General features: G+C 43.6%; 13 protein-coding genes. 2 read left to right on the top strand and 11 right to left on the bottom strand.

Annotated elements, in window-relative coordinates; genetic code table 11:
- Positions 1–3: 3 nt before the first annotated feature.
- Together EC604_RS19690 and EC604_RS19695 are read right to left on the bottom strand one after the other, a co-directional pair.
- Positions 4–519: an SMI1/KNR4 family protein gene (locus tag EC604_RS19690; RefSeq protein ID WP_240037037.1), complete on the bottom strand. Its 516-nt coding sequence runs from the start codon at positions 517–519 to the stop codon at positions 4–6.
- Entirely contained in the window at positions 480–986 is a 507-nt protein-coding gene (locus tag EC604_RS19695) for a GNAT family N-acetyltransferase (protein WP_123065826.1), read from the bottom strand. The genes EC604_RS19690 and EC604_RS19695 overlap by 40 nt, the downstream gene beginning before the upstream one ends.
- Positions 987–1,176: 190 nt before the next feature.
- Here EC604_RS19695 and EC604_RS19700 point away from each other — a divergent pair, with 190 nt between their 5' ends.
- Positions 1,177–2,337 (top strand): S8 family peptidase, encoded by a 1,161-nt coding sequence (locus EC604_RS19700; RefSeq protein ID WP_123065789.1) that lies wholly within the window; start codon positions 1,177–1,179, stop codon positions 2,335–2,337.
- A gap of 136 nt (positions 2,338–2,473) precedes the next feature.
- Here EC604_RS19700 and EC604_RS19705 read toward each other — a convergent pair whose 3' ends face one another.
- The 7 genes from EC604_RS19705 to EC604_RS19735 all read right to left on the bottom strand — a co-directional run bounded on the left by EC604_RS19705 (position 2,474) and on the right by EC604_RS19735 (position 12,572).
- Positions 2,474–2,872 carry a RidA family protein gene (locus EC604_RS19705; RefSeq protein WP_123065790.1) on the bottom strand — a complete coding sequence of 133 codons (399 nt, stop codon included), beginning with the start codon at positions 2,870–2,872 and terminating at the stop codon, positions 2,474–2,476.
- Between the two features lie 342 nt (positions 2,873–3,214).
- Positions 3,215–4,657, bottom strand: a complete 1,443-nt coding sequence (locus EC604_RS19710; RefSeq protein WP_123065791.1) for a 6-phospho-beta-glucosidase — start codon at positions 4,655–4,657, stop codon at positions 3,215–3,217.
- Between the two features lie 67 nt (positions 4,658–4,724).
- Positions 4,725–6,638, bottom strand: coding sequence for a beta-glucoside-specific PTS transporter subunit IIABC (locus EC604_RS19715; protein WP_123065792.1), 1,914 nt, complete (start codon positions 6,636–6,638; stop codon positions 4,725–4,727).
- A gap of 344 nt (positions 6,639–6,982) precedes the next feature.
- Complete coding sequence (gene licT, locus EC604_RS19720) at positions 6,983–7,822, bottom strand: BglG family transcription antiterminator LicT (RefSeq protein WP_123065793.1); 840 nt, start codon at positions 7,820–7,822, stop codon at positions 6,983–6,985.
- A 156-nt stretch (positions 7,823–7,978) separates the two neighbouring features.
- Positions 7,979–8,284 carry a hypothetical protein gene (locus tag EC604_RS19725; protein WP_123065794.1) on the bottom strand — a complete coding sequence of 102 codons (306 nt, stop codon included), beginning with the start codon at positions 8,282–8,284 and terminating at the stop codon, positions 7,979–7,981.
- Positions 8,285–8,666: 382 nt separating this feature from the next.
- The gene (locus tag EC604_RS19730; RefSeq protein ID WP_123065795.1) at positions 8,667–9,755 is read right to left on the bottom strand and encodes an acyltransferase; all 1,089 of its coding nucleotides are present in this window, start codon (positions 9,753–9,755) and stop codon (positions 8,667–8,669) included.
- A 126-nt stretch (positions 9,756–9,881) separates the two neighbouring features.
- Positions 9,882–12,572: a family 78 glycoside hydrolase catalytic domain gene (locus EC604_RS19735; protein WP_123065796.1), complete on the bottom strand. Its 2,691-nt coding sequence runs from the start codon at positions 12,570–12,572 to the stop codon at positions 9,882–9,884.
- A gap of 137 nt (positions 12,573–12,709) precedes the next feature.
- Here EC604_RS19735 and EC604_RS19740 point away from each other — a divergent pair, with 137 nt between their 5' ends.
- Positions 12,710–13,591 (top strand): AraC family transcriptional regulator, encoded by an 882-nt coding sequence (locus EC604_RS19740; RefSeq protein WP_123065797.1) that lies wholly within the window; start codon positions 12,710–12,712, stop codon positions 13,589–13,591.
- A gap of 34 nt (positions 13,592–13,625) precedes the next feature.
- On the opposite strand, the gene EC604_RS19745 is transcribed toward EC604_RS19740, so the two are convergent.
- Positions 13,626–14,198, bottom strand: coding sequence for a 5' nucleotidase, NT5C type (locus tag EC604_RS19745; protein ID WP_123065798.1), 573 nt, complete (start codon positions 14,196–14,198; stop codon positions 13,626–13,628).
- A gap of 138 nt (positions 14,199–14,336) precedes the next feature.
- Positions 14,337–15,800, bottom strand: a complete 1,464-nt coding sequence (locus EC604_RS19750) for a glycoside hydrolase family 1 protein (protein ID WP_123065799.1) — start codon at positions 15,798–15,800, stop codon at positions 14,337–14,339.
- Positions 15,801–15,816 lie beyond the last annotated feature (16 nt).

A 15,816-nucleotide genomic window follows, 5' to 3' on the forward strand; every position in this document is an offset into this window, starting at 1 on the left:
GTACTACGCGTTCCGAGGTGTTCGTTGATCAATCAACTTTTCTAGAAATTCAGCAAAAGAATCCGCATACACTTCGGGCTCTCCATTAAAGTAATCTAAACGCATCACCTTGAACTCCCCGCGTGCATCAGTCATTCGTGTATCGAAATAATAATATTCATCCTCATCCGGGATAAATAGTTCCAGCTTGCCTTCCTGCTTTGCCTGTTCATCTGCAAGTCTGTAGATATAGAGAATGTCCGTATCCGTGTACTCTCTGTGCTCTGATGAAGTAATTGTTAAAATTTGTGTCCCGCTTAACATCGCTTGCCCATAATTGAGAAGCCACCACCGGTAGGAAGGCGGTAACAAAAACCCCAGTTCCTGTTCAACTTCAACGATCCAGCTTTCCTCGACTTGACGGTTCGGGAACCATTTTAACGCCTTTGTGTGGGCCAGTTTCTCAATCAGACTTGTGTACATTCCTACATCTCTCCGATCTAAAATTTGATGGGTTTGTCCATATGCACGATCTGCCATTCATTCTGCTCTTCCGTAATAAAAGTGAATCCTTGACGTTCCCAGAAATCTACGGCTCCCGGCAGAAAACGATGGGTGTGCAGATATAACGTTGTATATGGCATCTGGTTTACGAACTGCTCCAGTTCCCTCACCAAGAGTGAGCCAATGCCGTACCTGCGGTAGGCAGGATCAACGTAACATTTTACAATCTCAGCTGCAGCGTGTTCGGGGTATCGACCATCAATAACCTGAATTCGTCCATCGTAAGGAATAATACCGATCGAGCCGATAATGCCCGCTTCACCCAATCGCGCAATCACAAAAACAGTATCCTTTCGGTTCATATAATGTTCGCTGAACTGTTCAAAATCCTTGGGAAGTACGCTGTGATCCATCATGGGAAATACTTCGCTACGCACACCCATAGCAAAATGAATCGCTTCCTGTATCTCATGGGATTGAACAGGTCTTACTTCCGGTTTCATCTGATGTTCTGTCAACCATATCACATTCCTTATTTTCGATTATAGAATACTTCTCTTCATCTTAACGAATTAAGACAAACCTATGAATCTATCTATACTCCCGACCAATTTGGAAGCAAGCCCGCGCATTTTCATAGATTCCGCATAGGATAAGGCGTGTCAGAATCCAATATAGAAAGGGGTAAAGCCGATGTGGTTATGGTTAGGCATCTTGGCCGTTTTCATTTTGATATCCACTTGGTTCACCCTTCGCTATGTCGACCAAAGGGAAACAAATACATTCGACCCTCACGCCCCACATCAACTGTTAATCAAGTTCAAGGAAGGTACAACCCCTGATCAGATGCACACCCTTCATCGAAAAGCGAAATGTAAAGTTGCCGAAACTTATGAAGACCTCGGGTGGTATCGAATCGAATCTCGCAAAAAAATGCACCGGATGCTCAAACAGTACAAGGACCATGATCTCATAGAACATGCACATCCCAACTATCTGGTTGAAGCTTCCTTTATCCCCAATGATCCCTTCTTTCCTTATCAGTATAATCTCACCAAAATCAATGCGCCCGCTGCATGGGATATCAGCCAAAGTAACAGCTCGATTAAAATTGCTATCATTGATACAGGTGTACAGTTGAATCATCCCGAACTTGCATCCAAACTATTGCCTGGTTACGATTACGTCGATTATGACAACATCCCGGAGGACGGAAATGGTCATGGCACCCATGTTGCCGGTATCGCCGCTTCCATCACCAATAATGGTGTTGGCATTGCAGGCACAGCACCTCTTGCTTCCATCGTACCGCTTCGTGTGCTGGACAACAACGGCCAAGGAACGATTGGCAACGTAGGCAACGGGCTTGTTTTTGCAGCCAATAACGGCGTTCAAGTCGTCAATCTTAGTCTGGGTGGACCGACAGGAGGTACCTTCCTTCAGGATGCAGTTCAGTATGCATGGGATCGAGGAGCTGTCATCATTGCAGCAGCAGGTAATGACAATACGTCATTCCCGATTGTTCCTGCGTCGTATGCCAACGTCATCGCTGTTGCATCCACCAACTCTTCCGACCTAAAATCAAATTTTTCTAACTATGGCTCCTGGGTGGATATGGCTGCACCAGGGGATACCATCCTCTCCACGTATCTTGGTGGTTCGTACGCCTACCTTAGTGGAACGTCTATGGCCGCTCCTCAAGTTGCCGGTGTGGCTGCTTTACTCGCATCTCAAGGCAAAACGAATGCCCAAATCCGGGATGCCCTATGTTTCGCTTCAGATCCCGTATCCGGTTCAGGCATCTATTGGACGTACGGAAGGCTGAATGCTCATCAAAGTGTGCAAGTCCCTTAATGATGCGTCCGTTCATTTACCGCTAACATAATAGGTTGACCCGTGTTTCCTTATATTTCATCGTCAATATGCAAATAAAACGATAGAGCTTCTACAAGATAGAAGCTCCATCGTATTTATTGAAATGTATTTGGTTTTACAGTTTTGCAGCCCAAATTTCAATTTCAATCTTGATCTCAGGTAGACCTAACTCTGTAATATATCCAATGGTCATTGCAGGATAATCATGATCGAATAATTGCTCCCATTCACCGTAAAGGTAATCCCAATCTATTTTCTCCGTTGCCCATACATTCACTTTTATAATATGTTCAGCATGCAAATCTTCGGATTGCATAACGGTTTTGATATTGTGAAATGTATTGGTGACTTGTTCATTCAACGTATTCGGAAATTGACCATTCACATCTACGCCAACCTGCCCTGATGTCACAAACAACTCTGCATTTCTCGGAATTTTTGTGATATGCGTATAATTCCCTACAGGGGATGGCATATTGGTTGGATTTTTTCTCGTAATTTTTTCATTTGTCATGTTCATTACCTCATCATTCCTAAGATTTTTCTACGGGTTTTCATTATTTTGATCTCCATTTGGGCAGACTTCTCCCGTGTTTTGGATTCTAGAAAAATACCGCAGTGGAGTATCCATATCCTGAAGATATAAACGCAAGTGATTTTTTCTTCATGGCTGATACTCCCCCTTCTTAGTTGACAAGATTTTCTACATTAATAAATTATAATAAAACTCATAACACGAGTCAAACGGACGTCAAGCCAATGATTCCTTATCAAACCAAAAACAATCCCGTGCGAACAGGACTGTTCTTGGTCTACTTTGATTTGTAGAATAACTTACTTATATGAGCACCTGAAATCAGAAATATTGTGCTCCATTACTTGCGATAACCTCTTTGTACCAATGGAAGCTTTTCTTTCTTACACGACGAAGTGTTCCGCTTCCATCATTATTTCTGTCTACATAAATGTAGCCATATCGCTTTTTCATCTCACCCGTGCCTGCGCTAACCAGGTCAATAGGTCCCCAGCTGGTGTAACCGATCAGTTCAACGCCATCCTGAATCGCTTCGGCCATCTCTGCGAAGTGGCTATTCAGATACTCAATACGATAGTCATCTTCAACCGTGTCATCATCCAGCAACACATCGGTTGCACCGAGTCCATTTTCGACAATAAACAACGGTTTGCCGTAGCGATCATGAAGCTGGTTACACGTAATACGAAGCCCTTTGGGGTCAATGGTCCAACCCCATTCGGACGCTTGAAGATACGGATTTTTCACCGATCCAAATACATTGCCTTCGGTGGAGTCCTTCAACACTTCCGGATCAGCACTTGTACAACGGCTTGCATAATAGCTGAAACCAATGTAATCAACCGTATGCTGCTTCAATATTTCGGCATCTTCCGGCTGCATCTCAATACGGATATTATTTTCTCTGAAAAAACGTTTGGTATAACCCGGATACTCTCCTTTGGATTGTACATCGATAAAGAAGAATGATTCCCGGTCTTTATCCATCGCTTTCCACACATCTTCCGGGTGTGAACTATAAGGATATACCGTACCCGCAGCCAGCATACATCCAATCTGTGCACTCGGAATGATCTCGTGACAAGCTTTAACTGCCAACGCACTTGCAACGAGCTCGTGGTGAGCCGCCTGATACAACACCTGCTCTTTGTCCTCGCCTTCCTGAAGTACAATCCCGGCACCGATATAAGGCAGATGAAGCAGCATGTTGATCTCGTTAAACGTCATCCAGTATTTCACTTTATCTTTGTAGCGATTAAACAGTGTTTGGGCATAAGTTTCGAAAAAGCCGACCATCTTGCGGTTTTTCCAGCCACCGTAGTTTTTCACCAAATTCACAGGCACATCAAAGTGACAGATCGTGACAACGGGTTCAATATTGTACTTCAGCAATTCATCAAACACATCGTCATAAAATTGAAGTCCTGCTTCATTTGGCTCTGCATCATCACCATTCGGGAAAATCCGTGCCCAGGCTATTGAAAGCCTGAGGCACTTGAATCCCATTTCGGCAAATAACGCGATATCTTCCTTATACCGATGGTAAAAATCAATCGCATCATGTGAAGGGTAAAATTCTCCTTCTTTTGGTTCAAACGAATCCAGGTTACCCAGCGCAATCGGAAAACGATTGGCTCCAATAGGGATCAGGTCAACGGTCGTTAACCCTTTCCCTCCTTCCAGATAAGCACCTTCCAGCTGATTCGCTGCCGTTGCTCCTCCCCAGAGAAAATCATCTGGGAAGGCCTTCATTTTTCCGTACATTTGAATTGTTCCTCCTATTCATCATAGATAGGCATTTATGATCCGATTCGATCAGTTCAAGCACGTACTAGTTCAGTACTGTCAGCAGTTTATCCTGCTCGTTCACAGTCTGACTTTTAGTAGGGACAACGTCGAGATAACTGGAAGTATTGGTGATGATTACTGGAGTCACGATTTCGTAACCCGCATCTTTAATCGCTTGCAGATCAAACTCCATAATCAGATCACCTGCATTGACACGATCACCATCTTTGACATGCGCAGTAAAGTGTTGGCCTTTCAATTGCACCGTATCTTGACCAATGTGAATCAGCATCTCTACTCCATCATCTGTAACAAGACCAATTGCGTGTTTGGTACGATATACGGTTTGCACAACACCTGTAATCGGGGACACAACTCTACCACTTGTTGGACGAATGGCAATCCCTTTACCCATATGTTCTCCTGCAAACGTAACATCGTTAATTTCTTTCAGTTCAACCACTTCACCAGCCATCGGGCTAACAATTTCATAACGGTTATTCGGGTTAGGATCAAGTACAGGTGCCGGAGCTGGCGCAGCTTCTACTTTTTCTTTGAACCCAACAACGTAAGTCAGGATAAAACCGAGAACGAAAGCAACCAGCGTTGCAACAATTGCCATGTAGAATGAGGAATCCAAACCGGTTTCTTTGTTAATAAAAGTTGGGTAACCGAATACACCAAGTCCACCAATCATATATATTTTTGAACCAGCATATCCTAGAATTCCGCCTCCGATACCACCTGCAATACAGCTCATAATAAATGGTTTTTTCAACGGCAGTGTAACACCGTAAATAGCAGGTTCGGTTACACCGAAAATACCCGAGATAAATGCTGGAATACTAAGTGATTTGATTTTCGCATTTTTGGTTCTGAGCAATACCGCAAGTACTGCACCAATTTGAGCAAATGAAGCCGCGAAGGACATCGCGATAACTGGATCAGCGCCTGATGTACTGAGATTGAGAAGCGCAACCGGAACCAGTCCCCAGTGAAGCCCAAACAATACGAATACCTGCCATAACCCACCGATAATCAATCCCGTAACAATCGGACTTAATTCATAAATGTTGGTTGCTCCAGCACCAATCAACTGTCCTGCCCATGTAGAGATTGGACCAATAACCAGGAATGTTGCCGGAACAATAACCAGTAAAGTGAAGAATGGTACAAGGAATGTGCTTACTACTTTTGGAATTACGTTTTTGAAGAATCTTTCTAACCTTACAGCTACAAATGTAGCGATAATGATTGGAATAACAGATGAAGAGTACTCCATCAAAATAACGGGCAAACCCAGGAACGTAATGTGAATCGGTGATTCAAACAATGTGCCTGTAAACAAGGTATACAATGGATCGCCTGTTTTAAGCCCGGCTAACGTCGGATACACGAGAGAAGCACCGATGGCCATACCCAGAAATGGGGAACCGCCGAATTTTTTGATTGCCGTATAACCCAGGAAGATCGGGAAGAAATAGAAGAGACAGTCTCCAGTTGCTTTCAGCAGCTGATACGTACCTGAATCCTGCGTGAGCCAGCCGAAGGCCACAAACATCTCGTTGAAACCTTTGATCATCCCCGTTGCTGCCAGCAATCCAAGGAGTGGTGTGAATACACCCGAGATCATATCAATAAATCGACTGAACAATCCCACTTTTTTACCCGAAGTATCCGCAGATTCCTCAACCTGCCCTTCCGTTGGGAAATTACCCGCTTTGACCACTGCTCTATATACATCCGGCACTTCATTGCCGATTACGACCTGATACTGTCCTCCGCTCTGCATGACTGTGATCACACCCGGCAGATTTTTAAGCTCTTCTGTTTTTGCTACGCTTTCATTTTTCAGTTTAAACCGCAATCTCGTTACGCAATGGAATACACTGTTTACGTTCTCAGGTCCACCAACCCGTGACAGAATGTCTTTTGCTAATTGATCGTAGTTGCTCATTGTCATTCTTCCTCTCTAAGTAGACTCCCCATGCTTGTGAAACAAAGAAAACCTGAACTACTGAACAATCACAACGTACCGGAAATCCGGAAATCAGTCATGTTATTCAGCAATTCAGGTTTTGCCCTTAACGGTTGCAACCCTGTAAGGCTGTACACATTGATATTTGATTATTTTTGCTTGGCAAGCACATCGATTCATTCCTAAATCTTACGGCCCGGAATTGCCTGATTTAACAGTAACAATCCGTTTGGATAATGTATGCGCTTACTTCTTGAGATCATCATAGTACATCCGGCCTATGTTTGCAAGCACTTTTTTTATTTATTTGTTAAAGCACATGATTATTCAGAAGTTGCATTGACCACTCGCTCTATATGAATGGTTAAATACATCATTTCTTCGTCAGTTAGTTGATAGGTGTAGTTATTTTCAATAAATTTTTTGATTTTAACAGAGCACTTGTGTGCATCCGGGTATTTTTTCTGAATCATCTGGAATAGCTCATCATCATTGTTGCTCTTGTAATGCTTCCCTTTCACCATCCGCTGCGCGAAGTACTTCAGGTGCGTAACAAAACGGGTGTAGTTCAAGGCATTCTCATCAAAGTCTATTTTGAAGTGATATTTGATCACGGTCAGAATCTCCTGCATCACCTGCGTCATGCTACGTATATTAGGCATCTCTTCGTTAAGCGCTGCGTTCACAAAATGCAATGCCATAAATCCGGCCTCATCTTCCGGCAAAAGCACTCCAAATTGATCACAGATCATATTTAACGCTTCAAGCCCTACTTCATACTCGTCTTTATATAACTGTTTGGTCTCCCATAACAAGCCATTCCGAATCGGAAGATTGTTGCGGTACCGCTCAATGGCAAAATGAATATGATCTGTGAGATGCAGATAGATACTCTCATTTAACTTTTTACCAAGCTTCAGCTTGGCATACGCGATAATTTCTTCGGAGACTTTCATATATTCAAGTGGAATGCTGGCAATTAATGCCTTGAAGTTTTCCTGAATATCTTCATTCTGTAAAGTAAAGATCTTGTCAACATGCTGGTCAGAGATCAGATCACCCGCCTTTTTTTGAAAAGCGATACCTCTACCAATAACAATAACTTCCTGTTCATCTTTGATGGCGACTACCGCATTATTGTTTAACACCTTCTCGATTCTCACTTCATCACTCCAATATACAGAAAAAGGCAAACCATACCTGCGCCTTGAGGTTACTGGACATGCCCTTATCTCTTCAATGTGAACTATATGTGCGTTCATGGTATTACATTTCACTGTTTTATGCAACTAGAAAACGCTAACATCCTCTGATTGGGATTATGTTTTTTTATTTTTGTTGTCCCGTTCCAATTCCGCTTCAATCTTCCGATTAATAACCTCCATTCTCTCGGATGAGATTCGATCTATATCTTTGTATTCCTGATCTGCCTCGTAATCTTCTGACTCTTCCCTGTTCATTAATTTCAAATGATTTTTGATCGTCCGTATATCTTCGCGTATATACATCGTCTGCCTGTATTGATCAACAACAACAGCAAAGATGATCCCTCCGACAATGATGGGTCCGAAAGGAAACAAAAAACATAAAACAACACCAACTAACAAAAGCATTAAAAAGTACACCTTTTTCCTCCTGTATAAAAGATTATTTCAGTCGTTGCATGAAGATTGTCAAGCATAATTGTCACATGTATAAAACTACAAATCAAAATGCCGCTGGATCAATTGCGCCGTTTGCTCCAACGGTCTTCTCCCAACGGCTTGCGGTCCAAAATAATAACCAGGTCAATAAGTATTTCCCTACTATAATGTAATTCTGTGTGAGCTTTGTCACAGCAATCAGTTCATATTTGCGCTATTTATTCCATAAATTTCATTTAGGCATATTCCATCATCATAACCTTTTTGAGGTGAATAAAAAAGAGATTTCCAAAAACCCTATGAAAAGGGCTTGAAATCTCTTTGTATTTGTTCACATCTTTTTAAGAAAATAATGAAATTATAATTACCGTCCGATGAGAACCCATCCCCATTTTAATCGACGCAGACCCATAGCACAGAGCCAGGAGAATAACAATGCCGCAATGTAAGATAACACAATGCCAAGACTGAAGTGACGGGCAAGATCATCGGTAAGCTCGCGTCTCCAGAATAGTAAAACCAAAGGATGAATTAAAAAGATGCCAAATGCCAAGGTTCCCAAAGAATCCATAAATCGAGATACTTTATATTCCTTACGTCGTTCTCTTGTACCTACTCTTTCACTCAGAATCAGGAGCATCAAACAAGCAGAAAGTATAAATATATTTCGAATAAGAAACAGCAATACATAGGTCACAATCGGCCATTCTAGCAGTGTTGTTTTAATCGTTCCGGTGGCATACAAGGAAATCGCTGCTCCACATATAAGTGCGACCATCAGTGCATAACGGTAATGAAGCATTTTTTTCATCGCCCATTCGAAGTTCAGGCCGATCCAGGCTCCAAACCCAATCACAATAAGATAACTCGGAAGCAAACTGCCTGTTCGCTCAAAGTGAAATTTCAAGTGCAAGGCATAGAACAGTGCTTGACCCGCTATAAAGTATAAAGGCATATAGCGTCTAAACCAAGGCTGTTTTGTCAAGGAAATTAACCAAGGAAAAACAATGTAAAATTGAAGAATAATCAAAAAAAAGTATAAATGAGTATGTGCCGTTCCTTGTACCAGCTGTTTGACAAGCTGCATACTGCTCTCCAGTGGTTCTTTGCCAGCCAACCACTTTTTGATGACAAAATAGATTAGAGACCAGGCGACATACGGTACAAATATATAAAATATTCGCTTCTTGTAAAAAGAAGTCATCCAGCCCTTCTCATTCAGCTTGGCGCTGTAGTTATAAAACAAAACCAGCGAAGATAAAAACAAAAATGCCGGTACGGCAAATTGCAAAAAGGTATTCCAAAAGTAAAACAGATCATGATCAAACGTGTTTTTAGGATAATGCGCAACAGCTGTTGATGTCGCATGAATAGCTACAACTGCCATAATCGCGATAGCACGATAGAGATCCAGATATTCTATGCGCCGGGGGCGATTAGCCGGTGGACTCATACATATAACCTCACTTGTGTCTTAAAATAGAAAGATAGTCTCCGGCAATCCAGATTCCAAATCTTATTTTAATCAGCTAGCGAGGAGATTACAATCTTAATTTGGAATATATTCAGTAAACAAGGTTTAGCTACATTCACTATCTTCATTCATCAACTTGTAGGTGAATCGATATTTCCCAGAGCCTAAAGTCATAGCCACATCTGTGCCCGGACTGTTCAAAAATTGAAATTCAGCAGATTGATGAATCAGACTGCCGTTCTCCCTAATCGTTTGACGATCGGCATTCGGCAGATGTATCTCTGCTCTCGTATTGGCAGGAATCTGAACACAGAGTTCCATTTCCCCATGTGTCTGTTGACGCCAGCTAGACTTCACTTGGCCATACATACTCTCAAAACTCGCATCTGCCCATTCCAGTCCCGGACCTGGATATGGCTTGATATGAACCCTCTTAAATCCGGGCTGCTTTTCATCTGGCTGAATGCCTGCCACGTAACGATACAACCATTCTCCTATAGCACCATATGCATAATGATTAAACGAGTTCATATCAGCACTCCACAGGCTCCCATCCTCCCTCATGCCATCCCAATGCTCCCACACCGTTGTGGCTCCCTGCGTCACTTGGTATAGCCAGGACGGATAATCCTCCTGCAACAATAATTCATAGGCTAGATCATTCCTGCCCATATCACTTAGTACCGGATTCAAATAAGGCGTTCCTACAAAGCCGGTTGTAAGATGATTTTGTGTTTCTTTCAATAGTTCAGTCAATTGCATAGCAGCACGAGTACAGGCTGATGTCTCCAGCAGATCAAACTGCAAGGCAAGCACATGCGCTGTTTGCGTTGGAACCGCTAGTCTGCCTGCAGGAGTGACATATTCATCTTGGAATGCCTTGACAATATTTCGATGCAGCTCATCATAATACGTAACATCTTCCAATTTACCTAGTGCAGCCGCAGCTTTACGAGTCAATGAAACGGAGTATGCATAAAATGCAGTCGCAACATAATGGATGTCCGTCGCCCCAACGTAACTGCCTGGTTTGGAATCCAGTGCAAGCCAGTCCCCGAAGTGAAACCCTGTATTCCAGAGGAAGGCATTCTCTCCCTGATCATAGATATATGCAATCCATCTCTGCATACTTTCATATTGATCCTCGAGCAGTCGCATGTCCCCATACATTTCGTACATGACCCATGGACAGATCACCGCCGCATCTCCCCAGGCAGATGAGGAATGACTTGTATCTCCCCAGCCTTCGGAGATCAAGCTTCTCAGGTCTGGGACAAAAAACGGCACTCCCCCATCTTCTCCTTGCTCCGCTCGCAAATCCCGAAGCCACTTCGTAAAAAAGGGAGCTGTATTCATCAGATAAGCGGAGGTTCTGATGAACATCTGTGCATCCCCTGTCCATCCCAGCCGCTCATCCCGCTGCGGACAATCCGTGGGTACGTCAACAAAGTTCCCTTTTTGTCCCCATAAAATATTGTGATGGAGTTGATTAACCAACGGGCTGGAGCAAGAGAAGTGGCCTGTACGTTCCATGCTGGAATGAAGGACAACTCCCGTAAACTGATCTAAAACAACCTCTTCCGGGAAACCAATTAATTTCACATAACGGAATCCTTGAAATGTAAAATGAGGCTCATATGTCTCCATCCCTTCTCCTTTGAGGGTGTAATGTATCCTTTGTTTCGCAGCACGAAGATTATCGATATAAAAATTCCCCTTGTGATCCAGAATTTCGGCATGGTGTAGTTCAACCGTCTGCCCTGCATCCCCCTCAATGCTGAACCTCACCCAGCCTACCATGTTCTGTCCCATATCCAGTACGCGATCTCCTTGCGGTGTTGTCAGCAAAGCTACGGGCTGAAGTTGCTCCATCTGCTTGACAGGTACATTTTCTTGCGCGACGATGATGTCCTTCGGATAGGAAAGGACTTGAGCGGGTAACCATGCACCTTGAGATTGATCTCCCCAGTCGCTCTCCATACGCGCATCATAGGTCTCCCCCATATAAATATCTGACATGCGAATGGCACTTGGTGCAGCAGACCACTCTTCATTCGACCCGATGATCTCTTCCGAGCCATCAACATATCGAATATGAAGCTCCAGCAGTAAAGCAGATGTAGAACCGAAAATCTCTCGTTCTTTATTCCAACCAAGATGCCCCAGGTACCAGCCATCTCCAAGATAGGCTCCAAGTACATTTTGTCCAGCCTTAAGCTGATGGGTCACCTCATAAGTCTGATATTGCAAACGCTTACTATAAGTCGTCCAACCTGGCGTAAAATAATCCTCACCTACCCGAGTATGATTCAGATGTAACTCGTACATGCCAAGTGCCGTAGCATAAATGGTTGCACGGAGAACAGGTTTCACAATCTCAAAGTATCTTCTCATGCGTGGACAGGATGAATCAGGTTCACCAGGTATGCTGGCTGTAATCCACTTTCCGGTCCAATCGGTGCTGAGTTCCATGCGTCCCATCTCGAAATAAGCGGCTTCAGACCACCCTGAGGACTCTTCAAATGCATCCCGAACCTGAACCCGGTAAAAATACCGCGTTCGAGCAGCAGGTTGAAAACCTTCAAGCTCGACATGAACAGACTGATCTGATTTCAGCTCTTGTGTATCCCATATGATAACTGCAAAATCGGGTGTATGAGATAGCTGAACCTGATAAGACGACTGTATACAGTTCCGACGATCTGATTCCAGCTTCCAGCTCAGTCGGGGTGACCTGACATCCAAACCAATTGGATTCAACCGATATTCACACCGAAGGTCACTGATCTTTAACATGTTGTGCTCATCCTCTCCATCATGGCTTCCCTTGGCAGGTTACGATATAATTATATCGATTCCAGGGTGTGAATTATCCGGTAAAACGGACTGTTTCACCCCCCGATACAGCCATCTGTGGGAAGGAGAAACTGTATATGAAAAGGTCTGTAGAATTATTGAAAAGCGAGGCATTCCTGAACCGTCCACTACAGTTATTCGTTAATCGCTGTTTTGAGAACTTTATGATGCCTTTTCACACCCATGATTTCGTTGAGTACAGCTATGTTGCTGAAGGTAGAGGGTTTCACCACATCGGTGAAGATACCGTCCCTGTCAACAAGGGCATGTTATTTGTCATTCCTATCGGAATTCCTCACGTCTTCCGACCAGTGAGTACGGATGCAACAAAAGCACCCCTGATCATCTATAACTGCTTGTTTAACGCCGAATTAATACAAGCTTTGAAACATTTTCTTCGGGATGAGGACATCGTACAACATCTGATGGACCTTGAGCAAAATCGGCAGCAGTATATCTCCGTTACAGATCATTCCGGCCGTTTGGAAGAATTAATGTTACAGTTATACCGTGAATTCTCCGTTCCCGGGCCAGGTTCACTTGCGATGTTAGACACGCTGGTTAGCCAATTGATTATCATGACTTACAGACAGGATCAACAGATGAAGTATGTGGACTCCACTCCACATCAACCCATGTTTCATGACATGGAATCCATCCTTCATTACCTCAGGCAGCATCTTGGCGAACGTATCCTCATGAAAGATTTGGTTCAGTTATCCCGGTGGAGTGAGAAAAAGATTGGAAGAATGTTCGTTCGTTATACCGGACAGACATTTAGATCCTATGTACAACATCTACGCATTCAAAGAAGTTGTGAGCTGTTAAAGCGATCCGGCCATAAAGTGGGTATCATTGCTGAAATGGTTGGCTATCAGGATATGGATTCCTTTCATGCTGCCTTCAAAAAAATAACGGGTGATACCCCGCTATCCTATCGCAAAAAATCCAGAGTATAACTTCTGCTCTGGATTACGGTAGTATGGTTAAATGTTAAATATGAAGACCTAAGGGCAGCAACATCTCATCTATGTACAGCTTCGCACCTTTCCAGGACGACATCTGGGGAAAGCCGTATTGCTCACGTTGTTGTCTGTTCCACGGATGCGGGATACAGATGACTTTCCGTCCACCTTCAAAAGCCGGAATCAGATTATGAGGCCCGTCATCGATTAAAAGGTCGAATGTGAGCAAGTTTTTGCGTTTGCACGTTATGAATTGTTCCAGTTTAATAAACGGCATATGCATCTGCAGCCACTTCCACTTCTCCAATACCGTCTTAGGCTCTGCTGCCGTAACGATAAGAAGATCATACGCATCGTTTAACTTCCGCATCTCTTCCACCACATACTCATCATATAACTCCAGTTCCTCGAACAATCCGGGTCGCCCGTAAAACACCTCATGGGTACTATCCGGGTGACGCAAGTGAGTGGTGTCCCAATCTACCATATCTTCATAATGAAGCAGATGAGTTGGAAAGCTCTTGTTGTTATGATAAATGGCCCGTTTAACTAGTTGACAGATCGTGTCATCCATATCTACCGCAATAATCGGTTTTCTCATCTTCATTCCTCCCTGATACGAACACAGTATATCATCTCATCCGGGATGCAGTCATTCTTTTTACATGTGAGTAAAATAAAAAGACTTTGCTCCGAGGTAAACAACCGCGAAGCAAAGCCTGTTACGTTCGTTCTTGTATCAATCCAAATCCTTGCCGTTTGAAGCGATCACTTTTTGATACCAGTCGAAGCTTTTTTTCTTGAAACGATTCAATGTCCCTTGTCCGTTATCATCCTGATCCACATAGATTACACCGTACCTTTTGGACATTTCCGAGGTAGATGCGCTGATAATATCAATAGCTCCCCAGTTTGTATATCCCATTAGCTCCACACCGTCCATGACCGCTTCCTTCATTTGTGTAATGTGTTTACGGAGGTAGTCAATCCGGTAATCATCCTGAATGGAGCCGTCTTCCTCGACCTTATCTTTCGCGCCGAGTCCATTTTCCACCACAAACAAAGGCAGCTGATAACGATCATACAGCTCTTTCAGTGCAATACGCAGCCCAACCGGATCAAGCTGCCAGCCCCATTCCGTGCGCTCCAGATTCGGGTTTTTGATCGTACTGTATAGATTTCCGCCCGTAACACCGTAATCCTCAGGATTCACCGCGGACACCAGGGAAGTATAATAACTAAATGATATAAAATCTACCGTATGCTTACGCAGTATTTGCTCGTCTCCAGGCTCCATGATCACGTTAATTCCATGATCTGACCAGTAACGAGTCATAAACGACGGATAACTCCCGCGAACTTGTACATCGGTATGCAACAGGTTGAGTTGATTGTCGATTTGAGCTTGCAGTACATCTTCCGGATTGGACGTCGCCGGGTAATGGATCATACGAGCCAGCATACATCCAATCTGGAACTCTGGGTTAATCTGACGTGCTCTCTCGGTCACCAAACTACTGGCTACAAACTGATGATGAAGCGCCTGATAGGACGCCTGCATAACGTTATCCACCCGATCCTCAATGATGCCTCCACCTGTAAACGGCTCAATAATCGTGGTATTGATCTCATTGAACGTCAGCCAGTATTTTACCTTCTCCTTGTACCTTGTCATGACCGTTTCTGCATATCTCACAAAATGTTCAATAACCTCACGGCCTGCCCAACCGTTATATTTCAGTACAAGTGACATCGGCATCTCGTAATGAGAGAGGGTTACCAACGGCTCAATATTGTATTTCCGAAGCTCATCAAACACCTCGTCATAAAAACGAAGTCCTTCTTCGTTTGGCTGTTCATCATAACCGTTCGGGAAAATACGTGGCCAGTTAATAGAAAGTCGGAACGTTTTGAACCCAAGTTCGGCAAACAAGGCTATATCTTCTCTGAAACGATGATAAAAATCAACGCCGTACCGTTTCGGATACCCTTCCGAACTGTAATGTGCCATTGCCTTCTCGACCTTGTCAGTGGTCACATGCATCAACTCTCGCAAATTGGTATAGTCCTTCTTCTCAAAATAAGGAACCATGTCGGCCGTAGACCAGCCTTTACCACCCACATCAAATGCGCCTTCAGCCTGGTTGGCAGCGATCGCGCCGCCCCATAAGAACCCTTCGGAAAACCCTTGTCGATTGTTCATATTGATCTCTCCTTGT

Source organism: Paenibacillus amylolyticus (assembly GCF_003719335.1).
GTDB lineage: Bacteria > Bacillota > Bacilli > Paenibacillales > Paenibacillaceae > Paenibacillus > Paenibacillus amylolyticus_D.

Bases quoted from the DNA above. Each gene is read 5' to 3' on its own strand.
- EC604_RS19715 (WP_123065792.1), bottom strand. From the start codon at position 6,638: ATGAGCAACTACGATCAATTAGCAAAAGACATTCTGTCACGGGTTGGT.
- EC604_RS19740 (WP_123065797.1), top strand. From the start codon at position 12,710: ATGAAAAGGTCTGTAGAATTATTGAAAAGCGAGGCATTCCTGAACCGT.
- EC604_RS19695 (WP_123065826.1), bottom strand. From the start codon at position 986: ATGAAACCGGAAGTAAGACCTGTTCAATCCCATGAGATACAGGAAGCG.
- EC604_RS19750 (WP_123065799.1), bottom strand. From the start codon at position 15,800: ATGAACAATCGACAAGGGTTTTCCGAAGGGTTCTTATGGGGCGGCGCG.
- EC604_RS19710 (WP_123065791.1), bottom strand. From the start codon at position 4,657: ATGTACGGAAAAATGAAGGCCTTCCCAGATGATTTTCTCTGGGGAGGA.
- EC604_RS19700 (WP_123065789.1), top strand. From the start codon at position 1,177: ATGTGGTTATGGTTAGGCATCTTGGCCGTTTTCATTTTGATATCCACT.
- EC604_RS19690 (WP_240037037.1), bottom strand. From the start codon at position 519: ATGGCAGATCGTGCATATGGACAAACCCATCAAATTTTAGATCGGAGA.
- EC604_RS19735 (WP_123065796.1), bottom strand. From the start codon at position 12,572: ATGTTAAAGATCAGTGACCTTCGGTGTGAATATCGGTTGAATCCAATT.
- EC604_RS19705 (WP_123065790.1), bottom strand. From the start codon at position 2,872: ATGACAAATGAAAAAATTACGAGAAAAAATCCAACCAATATGCCATCC.
- EC604_RS19730 (WP_123065795.1), bottom strand. From the start codon at position 9,755: ATGAGTCCACCGGCTAATCGCCCCCGGCGCATAGAATATCTGGATCTC.
- EC604_RS19745 (WP_123065798.1), bottom strand. From the start codon at position 14,198: ATGAGAAAACCGATTATTGCGGTAGATATGGATGACACGATCTGTCAA.